This window comes from Janthinobacterium aestuarii (genome assembly GCF_046113285.1).
Lineage (GTDB): Bacteria > Pseudomonadota > Gammaproteobacteria > Burkholderiales > Burkholderiaceae_D > Janthinobacterium.
The window spans coordinates 681,947-698,175 of sequence record NZ_CP142524.1 but is presented as its reverse complement, the minus strand read 5'-3'; the positions used below and the strand labels follow the sequence as shown (position 1 = coordinate 698,175).

Annotated in this window: 16 protein-coding genes; 8 read left to right on the top strand and 8 right to left on the bottom strand. The window is 63.8% G+C overall.

Annotated features, from left to right (window positions below):
• Nucleotides 1-198: 198 nt before the first annotated feature.
• The 3 genes from OX462_RS03150 (at nt 199) to OX462_RS03140 (ending at nt 4,173) form a co-directional block, all read left to right on the top strand.
• The gene (locus tag OX462_RS03150) at nt 199-927 is read left to right on the top strand and encodes a P-loop NTPase family protein (protein WP_070220320.1); all 729 of its coding nucleotides are present in this window, start codon (nt 199-201) and stop codon (nt 925-927) included.
• A complete protein-coding gene (locus OX462_RS03145; protein WP_070220322.1) occupies nt 928-1,281 on the top strand; it encodes a conjugal transfer transcriptional regulator TraM in 354 nt (117 codons plus the stop codon).
• 78 nt (nt 1,282-1,359) lie between these two features.
• Nucleotides 1,360-4,173 carry a M16 family metallopeptidase gene (locus OX462_RS03140; protein ID WP_409027753.1) on the top strand — a complete coding sequence of 938 codons (2,814 nt, stop codon included), beginning with the start codon at nt 1,360-1,362 and terminating at the stop codon, nt 4,171-4,173.
• Nucleotides 4,174-4,179: 6 nt separating this feature from the next.
• On the opposite strand, the gene OX462_RS03135 is transcribed toward OX462_RS03140, so the two are convergent.
• Together OX462_RS03135 and OX462_RS03130 are read right to left on the bottom strand one after the other, a co-directional pair.
• Nucleotides 4,180-4,581, bottom strand: a complete 402-nt coding sequence (locus OX462_RS03135; protein ID WP_230501879.1) for a ribosomal maturation YjgA family protein — start codon at nt 4,579-4,581, stop codon at nt 4,180-4,182.
• 89 nt (nt 4,582-4,670) lie between these two features.
• Entirely contained in the window at nt 4,671-5,576 is a 906-nt protein-coding gene (locus tag OX462_RS03130) for a LysR family transcriptional regulator (RefSeq protein ID WP_409027752.1), read from the bottom strand.
• A gap of 99 nt (nt 5,577-5,675) precedes the next feature.
• Between OX462_RS03130 and OX462_RS03125 the strand changes: the two genes are divergently transcribed.
• Nucleotides 5,676-6,971 carry an SGNH/GDSL hydrolase family protein gene (locus OX462_RS03125; RefSeq protein ID WP_409027751.1) on the top strand — a complete coding sequence of 432 codons (1,296 nt, stop codon included), beginning with the start codon at nt 5,676-5,678 and terminating at the stop codon, nt 6,969-6,971.
• Here OX462_RS03125 and cysK read toward each other — a convergent pair.
• Together cysK and OX462_RS03115 are read right to left on the bottom strand one after the other, a co-directional pair.
• Complete coding sequence (gene cysK, locus OX462_RS03120; protein ID WP_099409091.1) at nt 6,932-7,864, bottom strand: cysteine synthase A; 933 nt, start codon at nt 7,862-7,864, stop codon at nt 6,932-6,934. The genes OX462_RS03125 and cysK overlap by 40 nt on opposite strands.
• An 85-nt stretch (nt 7,865-7,949) precedes the next feature.
• On the bottom strand, nt 7,950-8,414 hold the full coding sequence (locus OX462_RS03115; protein ID WP_034780576.1) for an FKBP-type peptidyl-prolyl cis-trans isomerase: 465 nt from the start codon (nt 8,412-8,414) through the stop codon (nt 7,950-7,952).
• 94 nt (nt 8,415-8,508) lie between these two features.
• Between OX462_RS03115 and thpR the strand changes: the two genes are divergently transcribed.
• Nucleotides 8,509-9,027 carry an RNA 2',3'-cyclic phosphodiesterase gene (thpR, locus tag OX462_RS03110; protein ID WP_409027750.1) on the top strand — a complete coding sequence of 173 codons (519 nt, stop codon included), beginning with the start codon at nt 8,509-8,511 and terminating at the stop codon, nt 9,025-9,027.
• A gap of 24 nt (nt 9,028-9,051) precedes the next feature.
• On the opposite strand, the gene OX462_RS03105 is transcribed toward thpR, so the two are convergent.
• Nucleotides 9,052-9,909 (bottom strand): tRNA threonylcarbamoyladenosine dehydratase, encoded by an 858-nt coding sequence (locus OX462_RS03105; RefSeq protein WP_409027749.1) that lies wholly within the window; start codon nt 9,907-9,909, stop codon nt 9,052-9,054.
• 113 nt (nt 9,910-10,022) lie between these two features.
• Here OX462_RS03105 and pdxH point away from each other — a divergent pair, with 113 nt between their 5' ends.
• Together pdxH and OX462_RS03095 are read left to right on the top strand one after the other, a co-directional pair.
• Nucleotides 10,023-11,231, top strand: a complete 1,209-nt coding sequence (gene pdxH, locus OX462_RS03100) for a pyridoxamine 5'-phosphate oxidase (RefSeq protein ID WP_070220338.1) — start codon at nt 10,023-10,025, stop codon at nt 11,229-11,231.
• Between the two features lie 127 nt (nt 11,232-11,358).
• Nucleotides 11,359-12,594, top strand: coding sequence for a class I SAM-dependent methyltransferase (locus tag OX462_RS03095; RefSeq protein ID WP_409027748.1), 1,236 nt, complete (start codon nt 11,359-11,361; stop codon nt 12,592-12,594).
• A gap of 22 nt (nt 12,595-12,616) precedes the next feature.
• Here the strand turns inward: OX462_RS03095 and msrA are convergent, their stop codons facing one another.
• Entirely contained in the window at nt 12,617-13,150 is a 534-nt protein-coding gene (gene msrA, locus OX462_RS03090; RefSeq protein WP_409027747.1) for a peptide-methionine (S)-S-oxide reductase MsrA, read from the bottom strand.
• Between the two features lie 177 nt (nt 13,151-13,327).
• Here msrA and OX462_RS03085 point away from each other — a divergent pair, with 177 nt between their 5' ends.
• The gene (locus tag OX462_RS03085) at nt 13,328-13,834 is read left to right on the top strand and encodes a flavin reductase family protein (RefSeq protein ID WP_070290921.1); all 507 of its coding nucleotides are present in this window, start codon (nt 13,328-13,330) and stop codon (nt 13,832-13,834) included.
• Between the two features lie 39 nt (nt 13,835-13,873).
• On the opposite strand, the gene OX462_RS03080 is transcribed toward OX462_RS03085, so the two are convergent.
• Both OX462_RS03080 and OX462_RS03075 read right to left on the bottom strand, forming a co-directional pair.
• Nucleotides 13,874-14,560, bottom strand: coding sequence for an OmpW/AlkL family protein (locus OX462_RS03080; RefSeq protein WP_409027746.1), 687 nt, complete (start codon nt 14,558-14,560; stop codon nt 13,874-13,876).
• A 98-nt stretch (nt 14,561-14,658) separates the two neighbouring features.
• Nucleotides 14,659-16,050 carry an SGNH/GDSL hydrolase family protein gene (locus OX462_RS03075; protein ID WP_409027745.1) on the bottom strand — a complete coding sequence of 464 codons (1,392 nt, stop codon included), beginning with the start codon at nt 16,048-16,050 and terminating at the stop codon, nt 14,659-14,661.
• Between the last annotated feature and the right edge of the window lie 179 nt (nt 16,051-16,229).

Sequence of the window (16,229 nt, the reverse complement as noted above, 5' to 3'; positions counted from 1 at the left end):
CACTCTGGGGTGCATTTTTCACACAAAACTTGCTTTGTATCAATGGTATCCTGATTAACATCATAACCAGATTCGCGCGCGCGCATGGCATCTTTGCAAAGGATTGTGGTAAAAATGCCAGTCGTGGCCTGCCCGGGCGCCAGCGCCGCTGTCACGGATCTTTGATTGTCACTGACGCAACAACTTGGAGTAGTCGCAATGCAAAACACGGTACATTTCATCCTGCAGGGCAAGGGCGGCATCGGCAAGACCCTCGTCTCGACCCTGCTGGCCCAGTGGATAGGCGGCAAGGACGACACGCCGCTGCGCTGCTACGACACCGATCAGGAAAACGCCACGTTCTCGCGCTACAAGGCGATGAACGTCAAGCATGTGCCCGTGATGACGGATGCGCGCAACATCGATCCGAAACGCTTCGACGCGCTGATGATCGACATCCTCGACACGGACGGCAACTGCGTGATCGACAATGGCGCGAACACGTTTTCGCCGCTGATGGGCTACCTGCTGGAAAACGACTGTTTTTCGCTGCTGGAAGAATCGGGCCGCAAGGTGTACATCCACACCATCGTCGGCGGCGGCGACACCCTGCACGACACGGCTACGGGTTTTGTCGCGACGGCCCAAGCGACGAAGGTGCCGCTGGTGCTGTGGCAAAACGAACACTTCGGCCTGCTGCAATCGGCGTCCGGCAAGCAATTCGTCGAATCGCAGTCGTATGCCGACAACCGCGCGCGCGTAAAAGGCAGCATCACTTTGAGCCAGCGCAACCCCGACACCTTCGGCGCGGACGTCAAGAAAATGAACACGGCGCGCCTGACGATGCAGGAAGTGCTGCAGAACGACAAGTTCAACATCATGGAAAAGCAGCGCATCAAGGTCGTCTACCGCGACATCTTCGAACAGCTCGACAAGGTGCAGTGGTAGATGGACCGGCACACTCTGCGCAGCCACGTGTTCGACAAGACGGGCATCAAGGTCGACGTCGACGACCCGATATTCGCCCTCGTGGCGCTGAACGAAGCCGTGCTGGCGGACACCGTCGAGCGCCAGCTGGCCCTGCTGGACGCCGCCACGCAGGCGCTGGCGGCGCAGGCGCGCGCCACGGGCGGCTTGCCGCCCGAACCGGCCGCAGCCATGCCGCAGCCCATGCAGCAAGCGCCCGGGCCTGTCCCCCTTTTTACGCCGCGCGAATGGCGTTTGCTGGGCGCGGCGGCCATCGTCTCGCTCGCCTGCGCGCTGCTGGTGCTGGGCGGCGCGGCCCTGCTGTATCAACCGTAGCACCGACCGTAGCACCATCGCGCTGGGCCAGCCACGAGCGGGCCGCAGCGTCTTCCCCACCCTAGCCTGGAAGCATGCATGAAACCGATCAAATTGCTGGCCATTCCCGCCCTGATGCTGTCGCTGTACGGCGCCCCGCTCACGCTCGCCCACGCCGCCGGCGCCGCTGCCGCGACGGCAGCCACGGCCGTGCCCAATGTCGCCTACGAAAAATACACCTTGCCGAACGGCCTCGACGTGATCCTCGTGGAAGACCATAAATTGCCCGTCACGGCCGTCAACATCTGGTACCACGTGGGACCGGCGAATGAAGCGCCGGGCCTGACGGGCTTTGCCCATCTGTTCGAGCACATGATGTTTGCCGCCACCAAGCACGTGCCGCGCGGCATGGCCGACCAGTTGCTCGAAGGCGCGGGCGCCACCGATTCGAACGGCAGCACGGATTTTGACCGCACCAATTATTTCGACACGGTGCCGTCGAACCAGCTGGAACTGGCCCTGTGGGCCCATTCCGACCGCATGGGCTATCTGCTCGACGTCCTCGACCAGACGGCGCTGACGAACCAGCAGGACGTGGTGCGCAACGAGCGCCGCCAGAGCGTGGAAAACGCGCCCTACGGCATCGTGCAGGAAGCCCTGTACCACCAGCTGTTCCCGAAGAGCCACCCGTATTACGCCAGCGTCATCGGTTCGCACGCGGACATCCAGAACGCGAAACTGGCCGACATCAAGGAATTCTTCACCAAATACTATGGTCCCAACAATGCCAGCCTGGTGATCGCGGGCGACATCGACAAGGCCAAGACCAAGGAACTGGTCAATAAATACTTCGGCAGCTTCAAGAGCGGCCCCGCCGTGGCCAAGCCCGACGTCGTGACGCCGCCCATCACGCAGGAGCGCCGCATCGTGGTGCAGGACCGGGTCGAGCTGCCGCGCGTCTTCATGGCCTGGCTGACGCCGTCCGCCTATGCCAAGGACGATGCGGAACTGTCGATGGCCGCGCAGATACTGGCCGGCGGCAAGTCCAGCCGTTTATATAAATCGCTGGTGTACGACAAGCAGATCGCGCAGGACGTGGGCGCCAACCAGAGCTCGAACGCCCTCACCTCCGTGTTCACCCTCGACGTGACGGCGCGCCCCGGCCACCAGCCCGAGGAAATCGAGCAAGCCATGCAGGCGGAGCTGGAGCAATTGCGCGCCCAGGGGCCCAGCGAGAAGGAAATCGAACGGGCCCGCAACAGCATCGAAACAGCCATGCTGAGCCAGGTGGAAAAAGTGGGTGGCAATGCCAACATGATGAACCAGTACAACCAGTACCTGGGCGACCCCGGCTACCTGGGCAAGGATATCGAGCGCTACCGCCAGGTGACGGCGGCCGGCGTGCAGCGCGCCGTCGACACCTACCTGAAAAACCAGGCGCGCGTGGTCGTGTATGGAGTACCGGGCAAGCCGGACCTGGGTCCGGAAGTGGCGACGCCGGCGCCGGGCAAGGTCAAGCCGGCGCCAGGCACGGCCATCAACGCGGACGAGCCATGGCGCAACGCGGTGCCGAAGGCCGGTCCCGCGCCGAAGATCGTGCTGCCGCAAGCGACCTCCTTCACCCTGAGCAATGGCTTGACCGTGATCCACAACTACAACCCGGCCGTGCCGCTCGTGTCCAGCCAGCTGGTCATCAAGAGCGGTTCGGGCGCCAATCCGCTGGCGCAGCCGGGCTTGTCGGGCTTTACGGCGCAATTGCTGCAGGAAGGGACCAGTACGCGCAGCGCGCCGCAGATAGCCGATGACGTGGCGCAACTCGGTGCTTTTCTGGGCACGGGTTCCGGCGCGGATGCCTCGTTCGCCCAGCTGACGTCGCTGAAAACCACCTTCCCGCAAGCGCTCGACGTGCTGGCCGACGTGGTCCAGCACCCGCAATTCCCGCAAGAAGAGGTGGAACGCCAGCGCGCCAGCCGCATCGGCGAACTGGCGCAGCAGCGCGAAAACGCGGCGGCCGTGGCGGCCCGCGTGGAAGCGGCCGCCCTGTACGGCCCGCAACATCCGTACGGCACCATCCAGCTGGGCACGGAAGCGGCCCTGAAAGCCACCAGCCGCGCCGACCTGCAGGCGTTCTGGCAGCAGCATTACGTGCCCAACAATGCGGCGCTGATCGTCTCGGGCGACATCGATGCGGCGCAATTGAAGGCACTGGCCGAAGCCAAGTTCGGCAGCTGGAAGGCGGGCGCGGTGGCGCCGTCCGTGACGGCGGCGCCGGCCACGACGAAAGCCAGGCTGATCCTCGTCGACAAGCCGGGTGCGCCGCAGACGGCCGTGCGCCTGTCGACCATCGCCGTGGCCCGCGCGACACCCGACTATGCGCCGCTGCAAGTGATGAACGCGGCGCTGGGCGGCTTGTTTACGAGTCGGCTAAGCAATAACCTGCGCGAAGAGAAGGGCTACACCTATGGCGTGCGCTCGCAATTCCAGTACCGCAGCCAGCCGGGACCGTTCTCGATCGCGGCCGGCGTGCGCACCGACGTGACGGGCGCGGCCGTGTCGGAAACCTTCAAGGAAATCCGCGCCATGATCGCCAAGCCACTGACGGCCAAGGAATTGTCGAATGCGCGCAATTCGCAGGTGCTGTCGCTGCCGGGCCAGTTCGAGACGAATGCCAGCATCAGCGCCAGCATGGCCAACACGTATATCTACGGCCTGGGCCTCGACTATTACGCGACCTTGCCGCAGCGCTTTGCGGGTGTGACGGACAAGCAGGTGCAGCAGGTGGCGAAAAAATACCTGCAGCCGGAAAAGCTGATCGTCATCGGCGTGGGCGACCAGGCGAAGATCGCGCCGCAGTTGAGCAAGCTGAAACTGGCGCCCGTGGAACTGCGCGATGCGGAAGGGAACGTCAAGTAACCGGGACTAGCGGCGCTTGAACAGCGCCGCTTTATCCACCAGCGCCGCGATCGCCACACCCGCCGTGTAGGCGATCAAATCGCCCCAGCCGAAGGTGGAACCGAGCACCAGATGCCCCAGCGGATGCGCGCGCAGCGCCACGAGCCAGGGCGTCTGGACCAGCTGGCCGAATTCCACGGCAAAGCAGATCAGCAGCGCAGTCAGCGCCAGCTGCCACGTGCGCATGCGCGTGGCGAAGATACCCAGCGCAAAGACGATCATCATGGCCCACAGGGCGTCGCCCGGATACTTGCCGAGCGCGGCGGGGAGGAATTGGGGATAGGCGCGCGAGGCCAGGCCCAGCGCGATGACAGCCACGGTTGCGCCCACCTGCAGCAGGCGGCGGCGTTCAGGTTTTACCAGGAACATATTTCCATTCAAAGGCACAATACGGGCCGAACCATTGCGGCCCGTCCGATATTGTACTGCGCGGCCGTGTCCGCCTGCAGCCTATCGCATCAAGCCAGGTCGACATGCTGTGCCAGGAAGTCGAGAAAAACGCGCACGCGCAGCGGCACGTGCCCGCCCTGACCCACGAAGACGGCATGCACGTCTTCGCTGTCGCCGGGGTTGAACGCTTCCAGCACGGCCTGCAATCGGCCCGCCGCGATATCGGCACGCACCTGGAAGGCCGCCAGGCGCGCCAGGCCCAGTCCCGCCAGCGCCAGTTGCCGCAAGGCTTCGCCATCGCTGGCCTGCGCATTGCCAACGACCGGCACGACGACATCGCCTTCGGGCAAGCGCAGCGGCCAGCCCGAGCGGGCGCGCGCGTAATTGGCGTCCAGCAAATTATGCGATGCAAGCTCGGCCGGCGCCCGCGGCGTGCCGCGCCGCGCCAGGTAGCTTGGTGCCGCCACGATCGCCATGCGCGTCTGGCCCAGCTTGCGCGCCAGCAAGTTGGAGCTTTTCAGGGGGCCGGCCCGCACGGCCACGTCCGTGCGTTGTTCGAGGATATCGACGACTTCATCGGTGAGCACGATGTCGAGCGTCACCTCGGGATAGCGCTCAAGAAACAGCGGCGCCAGCGGCAGCAAAAAATGCTGGCCGAACGGCACGTTCGCATTCACCCTGATCTTGCCGCGCGGCACATCCTGCACGCCCGCGCAGCGCTCGGCCTCGTCCAGCGCCGCCAGCACCTGCATCCCCCGTTCATACAGGCCGCAGCCTTCGGCCGTCAGCTGCAGCTGGCGCGTGGAGCGGTTCAACAGGCGCGCGCCCAGGCGCTCTTCCAGCCGAGACACGAGCTTGCTGACGGCCGACGGCGTCATGCCGCAGGCGCGCGCGGCGGCGGAAAAGCCGCCCAGCTCGACCACGCGCACAAACACTTCCAGCTCGCCGGAACGGTTCACTTCCAGTCTGGCCATTGTGAATTCAACTCATAAATGTTCTTCGATAGGATAGTCTAGTACATAAATGGCTTTGCTTTCATCATGCGCACATTCCCCTTGATAAAGCGAGCCGCCATGCAACGATTTCCCACCCTCCCCGCCGCCCTGCTGAGCCTGGCATTCAGCGCCAGCCCTGCCCAGGCCGCCAACGCCGATACCAGCTGGCTGGCCAGCTGGACGGCCAGCCCACAAGCCGTGTGGGGCAGCGACTTTGTGCTTCCCGCCAACGTGCCCGCCGTGCTGCACGGACAGACCGTGCGCCAGGTGGCGCGCCTCAGCGTGGGCGGCCCGCGCGTGCGCATCGTGCTGTCGAATGCCTACGGCAAGGTGCCGCTGCGCATCGGCGCGGCCACCGTGGCCCTGGCCGCTTCCGGTTCGGCCATCGAAGCGGGCAGCCTGCGCACGCTGACGTTTTCCGGCCAGCCGGCGGCCACCATGGCGCCGGGCGCGCCGCTCGTCAGCGACCCCATCGACCTGTCCGTGCCGGACCTGGCGCGCCTGACGGTGAGCGTGCACCTGCCGCAGCCCAGCGCGACTGCCACGTTTCACTGGGATGGCCGCGAGACGGCGTGGATTGCGCCGCAGGACCAGACGCGCTCCCTCCGCATCGATGACGCACCCGGCGTGCAGACCACCACGGCGCGCCTTTTACTGAGTGCCATCGAGGTGGAGGCGGCGCCGGGGGCGCAAGCGGTGGCCATCCTCGGCGACTCGATCACCGATGGCGCCAGCGCCAGCCTGGGGATCGATGCGCGCTGGCCCGATTTCCTGGCCGAACGCCTGGCGCCGCACGGCGTGGCCGTGATCAATGCGGGCATTTCCGGTGGACGGCTGTTGTCCGACGGCATGGGAGAGAACGCCCTGGCCCGCTTCGAGCGCGACGTGCTGGCGCAGCCCGGTGTGCGCACGGTCGTCGTCTTGTTGGGGATCAATGACATCAGCTGGCCCGGCACGGCGTTCGCGCCTCGGGCACAAAGACCGACACTGGAAGAATTAAGCAGCGGCTACGCGCAGCTGGTGGCCCAGGCGCGCAGCCGCGGCGTGCGCGTCATCGGCGCCACTGTGACGCCGTTCGCAGGCGCCCTGCCCGGCACGCCATTGAGCGACTACTATCAAAAGGAAAAAGATGCGCTGCGCCAGCAATTGAACGCGTGGATACGCACCAGCGGCCTGTTTGACGCCGTGCTCGACTTCGACGCACTGGCGCGCGATCCCGCCCATCCGCTGCGCCTGCTGCCCGCCTACGACTCGGGCGACCATCTGCACCCGGGCGATGCGGGCAACCGGGCGCTGGCGGAAGGGATAGACCTGCCGCTGCTGCTTAATAAAAATCAATCGCCGAGTCCAGCGTACAAGGCCGTGCTCAGGTAGCGTTCGCCGAACGACGGGATGATGGTGACGATGGTCTTGCCCGCGTTTTCCGGGCGGCGCGCCACTTGCAGGGCGGCCCACAGGGCGGCGCCCGACGAGATGCCGACCAGCAAGCCTTCATCGCTGGCGGCCAGGCGCGCCGTGGCGAAGGCGTCGTCGTTCTTGACGCAAATGATTTCGTCGTAGATGGCCGTGTTCAGTATCTGCGGCACGAAACCGGCGCCGATGCCCTGGATCGGATGCGGCCCCTTGGTACCCTTCGACAGCATCGGCGACGCTTCCGGTTCCACGGCGATCACTTGCAGGCCGGGCTTGCGCTCCTTCAACACTTCACCGATGCCGGTAATCGTGCCGCCCGTGCCTACGCCGGCGACGACGATGTCGACTTGCCCATCCGTGTCGCGCCAGATTTCCTCGGCCGTCGTGGCGCGGTGGATGGCGGGGTTGGCGGGATTATTAAATTGCTGCAACATCAGATAGCGCGGGTCGGCCGCCACCATTTCCTCGGCCTTGCGGATGGCGCCCAGCATACCTTCGCTGCCGGGCGTGAGCACCAGCTCGGCGCCGTAGGCGCGCAGCAGGATGCGCCGTTCGCGGCTCATGGTATCGGGCATGACGAGGGTACAGCGGTAGCCGCGCGCGGCGCAGACCATGGCCAGCGCAATGCCCGTGTTGCCGCTGGTGGGCTCGACGATGACGGTATCGGGATGGATCTTGCCTGCGGCTTCCGCGGCGACGATCATGGACAGGCCGATGCGGTCCTTGACGCTGTGCGCGGGATTGTAGAATTCGAGTTTGGCCAGGATGGTGGCCACACTGCCGGCGGCGATGCGGTTGATGCGCACCAGGGGGGTGTTGCCGATCAGTTCAGTGACGTCGTTGGCGATGTTCATGGGAGTCTCCACAGCAATTACAGAAGAATCCAGTCTACCGCGTTTTGGCGGCAGCGCGAGCATGCGCCGCCGCCAAACTGAACAATTACTTAACGTCCAGCAGTTCCACGTCGAAGATCAGTGCCGAGTTCGGCGGAATGTCGCCATTGCCGGCACCGCGCGGGCCGTAAGCCAGTTCGCCTGGAATGATCAGGGTGCGCTTGCCGCCCACTTTCATGCCGGCCACGCCCTGGTCCCAGCCCTTGATGACCATGCCCTTGCCCAGCGGGAAGTCGAACGGGCCACGGCCCACGGAGCTGTCGAACTTCTTGCCGCGCGAATCTTTCGCCAGGGGACGATACAGCCAGCCCGTGTAGTGCACGGTGACGTTGCTGCCGGCGGACGCTTCCTTGCCCGTGCCGACCTTGTTGTCGATCAGAATCAATTTATCGGCGACAGGGCCAGGGCTCAGCGAGACGGCCGAGGCGGGAACAGGCGCCGGCGCCTGTGCCTGCGCCAGCGACGCGGCGACGGAGCAGATCAGGGCAAACAAAACGGAGCTACGCGTCATGATGTATTCTTTCAGTGAGTTTCGGTGAGATCCCTGCCAATGCAAGAGGCAGGGAACGCCAATCATAGCAAACCGCCGCAACGATAGGAAAAACTTGTCGCCCGATACCCATTGCCCCCGCCTGTTTTACGCGCTGTGGCCCGACGCGGCCACGCGCGCGGCGCTGGCCGCCTGGCAGGCGCGCCTGCAAGGCAAACCCGTGCGCGCGGACAAGTTGCACCTGACCCTGGCCTTCCTGGGCCAGCACCCGGCCAGCGACCTGCCGGCCCTGCTGGCTATCCTGGCACAATTGCCGGCGCGCCCCATGCCCTTGCTGTTCGATCACGCCAGCCACTTCACGCAGCTGGCGCTGGCCTGGGCCGCCCTGGCGCAGCCCTCGCCGGCCCTGCTGGACTTGCGCGCGGCCTGCATGCGCGCGCTGGCGCAACAGGGGTTGGCGCCCCGCTTCGAGCACGACCGTTTTACGCCGCACGTGACCCTGGCGCGCCAGGCGCCGCCGCCGGCTAGCCAGGACTTCGCGCCCATCGCCTGGCAGGCGGATGAACTGGTGCTGGTGGAATCGCTGAAAAGCAACGGCGACTACCGCATCCTGGCCAGCCGCAAACTGGTTTAAGCGGCGTGGCTTAAGCGGTGTGGCTTAGGCGGCGTCCGGCACCGCCACTGGCTCGGCGGCCAGTTTGTCCTGGCGCAAGCTTTTCAGCGCATGGGCGGCCGCCACCATGCCGAAGCTGGCCGTCACCACCACGCTGGAACCGAAGCCGGCACAGTTCAGGCCCGTGACGCCGGCAGGCGCGCTGCCATCGATGGCGCACGCTTCCGCGCTCTCTGGCGTGCTCAACGGCTCCATGGAAAACACGGCATCGACATTGAATTTGTTTTTCACGCCACGGGGGAAACCATATTCGGTGCGCAACAGTTTTCGTACTCTCTTGAGCAGCGGTTCCTGCTCCGTCTTCGACAAATCGCGCACGGCGATCAGTGTCGGATCCGTCTGCCCGCCCGCGCTGCCGATGGTCAGCATGGGGATGTTGCGCGCGCGGCAATACGCGATCACGGCTGCTTTCGCCTTGGCATTGTCGATGGCGTCGACCAGGTAGTCGAAATCGCGTCCGCCCAGCAACTGTTCCAGGTTATCGGGGGTAATAAAATCCTCGATCTGCGTGACCTGGCACAAGGGGTTGATCAGTTCGATGCGTTCGGCCAGGGCCGTGATCTTGGCCTTGCCGATGGTGTCGCTCATGGCCTGGATCTGGCGGTTGATGTTCGATTCGGCAACATTGTCGAGGTCGATCAGGGTCAGGCGGCCGACGGCGCTGCGCGCCAGCGCTTCGACGATCCAGGAACCGACGCCGCCCACGCCGATCACACACACGTGGGCCGCGCGAAAACGTTCCAGCGCGGGGGCGCCGTACAGGCGGGCTATGCCGCCGAAACGCCGTTCAAAATCGATCTCGGTCAAGTCCATGGAAATTAGTTCATTGGTGGAGGTATGCATGGCGCCATTTTAACGGACACTGCGCTGGCGGATATTCTAAAATAGCCGAATTGACACAGCGACAAGCTCCGTTTGTCGCCGCGCCCCCACACCGTTCACCACGAGAACTCGCCATGACCGCTCCCCTGTTCGACTCCGTTCCCGGCTTTGACCAGCCCATCGCCGTGCTCAAGCATTGCCACGACAAGATCCGCAAGCAACTGACGACCCTGCAAAACCTGCTGGCCCACCTGGTGCAGCATGGCAACACGGCGGACGCGCAGCAGGCGGCCAAGGCGGTGTTGCAATATTTCAATAAGGCCGCCCATCTGCACCATGACGATGAAGAGCAGGACCTGATGCCCATGCTGCAGGCCACGGCCACGGGCGACGATGCGGCCCTGCTGGTGACCCTGGTGCCGGAAATCCTGGCCGACCACCAACGCATGGACCAGGCCTGGCTGACCCTGCGCCCGGAACTGGACGCCATCGCGGCCGGCACGGGCGTGCAACTGTCCGCCCATGGCGTGCGCGACTATGTGGCCGCCTATCAGGCCCACATGAGCAAGGAAGAGGGCCAGCTGGCACCGATGGCCAAACGCCTGTTCAGTGCGCAACAGATGGAGCAGCTGGGCACAGCCATGCAGCGCCGCCGCGGCATCGCTCCCGAGGCGCCCGCAACGGCAGCCCAGCCGGACGCGGCCGCCGTGCTGGCGGCCATGCGCACCGATTACGTGCAATCGAGCCTGAGCGAGACGGATGTGCTGGCCGATCCCATCGCCCAGTTCCAGAAATGGTTTGCCGAGGCCGTCAAAGCCCAGGTGCTGGAGCCGAACGCCATGAGCTTGTCCACCGTCAGTGCCGACGGCAAGCCCAGCTCGCGCATCGTGCTGATCAAGCAGTTCGACGAGCGCGGCTTTACCTGGTACACGAATTACCAGAGCGACAAGGGCCAGCAGCTCGAACACAACCCGCACGCCGCCCTGCTGTTCTTCTGGGGCGAGCTGGAGCGGCAAGTGCGCATCGAGGGCACGGTGGTGAAAACCACGGCCGCCGAGAGCGACGAGTATTTCAATGTGCGCCCCGTGCAAAGCCGCTTGTCGGCGATTGCCTCGCAGCAAAGCGCCCCTATCGCCGACCGTGCCGCACTGGAAAGCAATTACGAGGCCGTGGCGGCCGCCGTCGGCGACGCGCCACCGCCGCGCCCGGCCCACTGGGGCGGCTACCGTTTGCAGCCGGAACGCATCGAATTCTGGCAGGGGCGCCGTTCGCGCTTCCACGACCGCATCGTGTTTACACGCGGTGCTGACGGGCAATGGAGCATGCAACGCTTGCAACCATAAGCAGGACAGTCAAGGCGGCGCAAAGCAAGCTGGTCAATATCGGTGTAGGCTATGAGGGTAGAAGTTACTAAATGACATTGTTTCTCAATTTGCGGCCGCAACAGCGGCCGCTTCATTGGAGGCTATTTTGTTTGTACAAAACCAACTCAAGTCCTGGATTGCCGGTATCCGCAGCAAGACTGCCTTGCCGCTGCGCATAGAATTGTGGAACGGCCAGCATGTCGACCTGTCCAGCGAAACGCCCACAGTCACCATCCGCCTGCCGACCGTCGCCTCGGCCCGCTATCTGCTGAACCCCTCGCTGGCCAACCTGGGTTCGGCCTATGTGGAAGGCAATATCGAAGTCAAGGGCACGGCCCAGGACATGATTGCCATCTGTAATGCCCTGGCGCGCAACACCTTGAAACCGGAAGGCAAGCTGGCCCGCATCGTGCGCAGCTTTACGCACGACAAGAGCAAGGACGCCGAAGCCATCCGCTACCACTATGACGTGTCGAATGCCTTCTACGAGCAATTCCTCGACCCCGCCCTCGTGTATTCCTGCGCCTATTTCGAACACGGCGATGAAACGCTGGCGCAGGCGCAAGTCAAGAAGATCGACCATATCCTGAAGAAAATCCAGCTGCAACCGGGCCAGACCCTGCTCGACATCGGCTGCGGCTGGGGCGCGCTCGTCATGCGTGCCGCCCAACAATATGGCGCCCGCTGCGTGGGCGTGACCCTGTCGGAAAACCAGTACGCGCTGGCGCGCGAGCGCGTGGCGGCGGCCGGCCTGGCCCACCTGATCGACATCCGCCTGCAAGACTACCGCGACGTCACGGGCCAGTTCGACCGCATCACCAGCGTGGGCATGTTCGAGCACGTGGGCTTGAAACATTTGCCCGATTATTTTTCCATCATCAACAAGCTGCTGGCGCCGGACGGCATGGCGATGAACCACGGCATCACCTCGACCGACCCGGAGAATGGCGAAACGCCGTATGGCGGCGGCGAATTCATCGAAAAATATGTGTTTCCGCACGGCGAACTGGCCCATATCGGCAATGTCCTGAAAACCATGCAGCAAGGGGGGCTGGAAGTGCTGGACGTGGAAAACCTGCGGCGCCACTATGCGCGCACCTGCGCCCTGTGGACGGAAAATTTCGAAGCCAACGCCGAGCAGATCCGTCCACTGGCGGGCGAACGGCGCTTCCGCATCTGGCACGTCTACCTGGCCGGCTGCGCCTATGCCTTCGAGCAAGATTTGATCAGCCTGTACCAGATCGTCTGCGTGAAGGCGGGCCGGCGCTCCTCCACCCTGCCCTGGTCGCGCAACTACATGTATGCGCAGGACGCCAGGCCGGCGCCCCTGCTGGCGACCTGATCCTGATGCCCACGCGGGGCGCTTACTTCAGGCGCTCGGCGTACATGGCGCGGAATTTTTCCACCTTGGGCACGACAACGAGGGCGCAGTAGCCCTGCAAGGGATGCTGCTCGACATAATTCTGGTGGTAATCCTCGGCCGGATAAAAGACCGATGCCGGCGCCAGCTGCGTGACGATCGGTGCATCCCACACGCCGGCCATCTCGGCCAGCACCTTGCGCGCCACGGTTTCCTGCTCCGCCGACTGATAATGGATGACGGAGCGAAATTGCGTGCCGACATCATTGCCCTGCCGGTTCAGGGTGGTAGGGTCGTGCAAGGTAAAAAAGATTTCCAGCAAGTCGTGGTAAGGGATGACGGCGGGATCGAATTCCAGCCGCACCACTTCCGCGTGGCCCGTCTCGCCCGAGCACACCTGATCATATCCGGGGTTGGGCACCGTGCCGCCCGTGTAGCCGGACTCGACGCGCGTCACGCCGCGCACTTCCCCATACACGGCAGCGAGGCACCAGAAACAGCCACCGCCGAATACCGCCACTTCCGTCTGTTGGTTCATGATGTCCTCCCGCAACGCCTGTGCGACGTATCATTTCATTACTGTAACGCAAAGCGCCATGGCCTGCAGTGCCGCTTGAAACGGCGCGTGATGCACCGCACATAAGGGGCATGCCGGCCACGATTGCGCTGGCGTGGCCGATTTTTGGCATAATGTCAGCAAATAGACAGGTCACCCATGAACACACGCTCTCCCCGCGCGCCAGCGCAAGAATTCGATACGGCACATTTTCGGCAGGCATTGTCACAGTTTGCCACCGGCGTGACGGTCATCACGACGCGCCTGGCCGACGGCAGTTTCCGCGGTCTGACGGCCAGTTCCTTCAATTCCGTCTCGCTGTCGCCGCCGCTGGTGCTGTGGAGTCTGGGCACGGTGGCGAACAGCATGCCGATTTTCAGCGGCAACTCGCATTACGTCATCAATGTGCTGGGCGCCGAGCAGGCGGAACTGGCGCAGCGCTTTGCACGGCGCACGCCGAATCCCTTCGATGACGTGGAATACGAACTGTCGCGCACGGGCCAGCCCATCCTGAAAGGCGCGTCGGCCTGGTTCGAATGCCACAACCGCAGCCGCTATCCAGAAGGCGACCACGTCATTTTCGTGGGCGAAGTAGAACAATGCGCGTTTGCCGCGCAGCCGCCCTTGATCTTCCACAATGGTAAGTTCAATACACCGCCAGCCTGAGCGGGACAAAAAAAAATCCGCCGAGGCGGATTTTTTGTTTTACAGGGTAAATTTATACCCGATGCTGACACTCACGGCGAGCGGATCGAGCTTGATATCCTGCGTCTGCCCCGTCGAGAATTTCGCCTTGGTCTTCAGGAAGGTCTTGACCACGGCCACGTCGGCAAACCAGCGCTCGTTGATCGCCACAGTGCTGCCGACCACCAGGCTGCCTGCCAGCTTGTTGTCCATGCGGTAAGTGACGGGCGCTCCACCCGGATCCAGCAAGGCCGTCATCTGGCCCGAGCCTTTTTCCTTCTGGAAATATGCATACGTCAAGCCCGCGCCCACGTAAGGACGGATCATCGCATTGGGCTGGAAGAAACGGTACTGGATGAAGGCCGTCGGCGGCAAGGCTTCCGCCGTCCCCAGCTTGCCCGTGCCCTTGATGGCACCATCGCCCATCAGGTCATGCTTGTACGGCACGCCCAGGATCATTTCAGCGGAAATATTGTCCGTGATCATGTAGGCAAAGGTCAGGATGGGCTTGGTATCCGCCTTGACGTCGGCCTTCGTGCCCGGCAGTGCCGGCGCGGAAATGTCGCCACTATCGACGTGGGGCGTGATCTTGTTGAGGCCGACCTTGGCCATCCAGGTGCCTGCGCTTTGCGCAGAAGCGCCCGTCGCCATGGCCATCGCGGCGGCGGCGGCCAGCACGCGTACAGCGGTATTCAAACGATTTTTCATCTTGTCTCCTGATCATTATGTGCGGATAGCCGGGCTATCCAGTCTTGTCGCTGCCGGCGCCAGCCCCGTCCCCGGGACGCGGCTGGCGCGGCGATTCCTTACAGCCAGCCCCGCACGACCATGTCCTTGGCCACATAACGGGCCAGCAACAGGTTGTTGAACGGCGTAGGGTGCACATCGTCGGCATACGCGTAGTGGCTGACGTCGCCCGCTTTCAGGTTCGAGCCATTGCACACCAGCGAGCTGCCCAGGATATTGCCAGGTGCGGTCAGGTCGCACGCCGTCTCGCTGACATTGGTCAAGCCATACGGGCCAGGGTTGACGCCCTGGTCATGGCTGACGGCAAACACATCGACCAGCAAGACTTTCGCATTGCCGCTCAGGCCACCGCTCAGTTCGCCATTGAAGGCGCTGACCATGGCATTGATGAGCGTCTTGGTATTGGCATCCTTGCTCAAGCCCGATGGCGTACCGGCCACGTCCGGCAAGTTGTTGACGATGACATAGCTGGCGCCCTTGGCGATGATCTGATCCTTGACCAGCGCCACCAGTTCAGTACCCGCTTGTTTCATGGCGGCAATCAGCAACGGCCCCTGGGCCGCCGCATAATCGGCGCCGGCCTTGGCGCCGGCAGCATTGCCGGTGACCGTCGCATCGGCTTGCGCCTTGGTGACCAACGGACCATACACTTCCAGCGCGCCTACCGCCGTATTGCCGGCAATCACGGCCGCTTGCACGGCGGCACCGACGATGGTCGCCGAGGTGGCGCCAGGCGCCGCGCTGGCCGTCTGGATGGCGGCGCCGATGGAGGCGGCCGCCGTGGCGGGATTGGGCGCGCCGGCGGCCAGGGCCATGGTTAAATTGGTGGCAAAAGCCTTGGCGCCCGCATCGGCGCCCGCCGTCTTGCCGGCCGCCGTCGCACCGGCCTGCAATGCGCCGAGCTGGAACAGCACGTCATTGCCGCCCGCCATCACGAAGACGGCTTCTGTGCCGCTGAACTTGCCCCCGGAAGCAGCCAGGTGGTTCGCGATCTGCGTCACCACGGGCACGGTCAGGGCACCGAGCTCGCTGCCCGTCAACTTGTTGTTCGGACCGACGGGGTTGGTCACGCGCGAACCTCCCATGGCGTAGCCGTAGCAGCCCGGATGCTTGACGCGTGGCACGGACAAGCCTTTTGCCGCATTGCCTTCCAGGCCAGTCTCGGCGGCGCATGGGGCGGCCAGGCCGAATTGCGCGGCCAGGTGCTCGGTCCAGTTCTTGCCTGTCAGTTCAGGATTGATCTTGGTATTGTCGCCATTGATGGTGAACTTGCCGCCACCTTTCGCCAGCACTGTGCCCACGGCATACGAACCGACATCGGACAGGCTGTCGCCGAACGACACCTGCGCCGTGTACTTGACTTTCAAGGTTTGATCACCGCCACTGGCGCCGCCGCAACCTGCAAGGACAGCCGCAGCCAGCACGGCCAGCGCAAATTTTGTTTGATGCATTTTGTCTCCTCGGTCTTTTTTATGGTTTCTAAACGAACGGGCGTGCTATTCGTTACCCAACTAATATGCCATCGTTCATGAGGCTTGTATAGAAAATATGCTTTAAAAATCAACGAAATAACAACACCGCCTGCGCCCTGTGATGGCCGGGCGATCTGCTGAATTATGGAGGATTTACT

Coding starts and splice junctions, on each gene's coding strand:
- OX462_RS03150 (WP_070220320.1), top strand. CDS start 199: ATGCAAAACACGGTACATTTCATCCTGCAGGGCAAGGGCGGCATCGGC.
- OX462_RS03145 (WP_070220322.1), top strand. CDS start 928: ATGGACCGGCACACTCTGCGCAGCCACGTGTTCGACAAGACGGGCATC.
- OX462_RS03140 (WP_409027753.1), top strand. CDS start 1,360: ATGAAACCGATCAAATTGCTGGCCATTCCCGCCCTGATGCTGTCGCTG.
- OX462_RS03135 (WP_230501879.1), bottom strand. CDS start 4,581: ATGTTCCTGGTAAAACCTGAACGCCGCCGCCTGCTGCAGGTGGGCGCA.
- OX462_RS03130 (WP_409027752.1), bottom strand. CDS start 5,576: ATGGCCAGACTGGAAGTGAACCGTTCCGGCGAGCTGGAAGTGTTTGTG.
- OX462_RS03125 (WP_409027751.1), top strand. CDS start 5,676: ATGCAACGATTTCCCACCCTCCCCGCCGCCCTGCTGAGCCTGGCATTC.
- cysK (WP_099409091.1), bottom strand. CDS start 7,864: ATGAACATCGCCAACGACGTCACTGAACTGATCGGCAACACCCCCCTG.
- OX462_RS03115 (WP_034780576.1), bottom strand. CDS start 8,414: ATGACGCGTAGCTCCGTTTTGTTTGCCCTGATCTGCTCCGTCGCCGCG.
- OX462_RS03105 (WP_409027749.1), bottom strand. CDS start 9,909: ATGCATACCTCCACCAATGAACTAATTTCCATGGACTTGACCGAGATC.
- pdxH (WP_070220338.1), top strand. CDS start 10,023: ATGACCGCTCCCCTGTTCGACTCCGTTCCCGGCTTTGACCAGCCCATC.
- msrA (WP_409027747.1), bottom strand. CDS start 13,150: ATGAACCAACAGACGGAAGTGGCGGTATTCGGCGGTGGCTGTTTCTGG.
- OX462_RS03085 (WP_070290921.1), top strand. CDS start 13,328: ATGAACACACGCTCTCCCCGCGCGCCAGCGCAAGAATTCGATACGGCA.
- OX462_RS03080 (WP_409027746.1), bottom strand. CDS start 14,560: ATGAAAAATCGTTTGAATACCGCTGTACGCGTGCTGGCCGCCGCCGCC.
- OX462_RS03075 (WP_409027745.1), bottom strand. CDS start 16,050: ATGCATCAAACAAAATTTGCGCTGGCCGTGCTGGCTGCGGCTGTCCTT.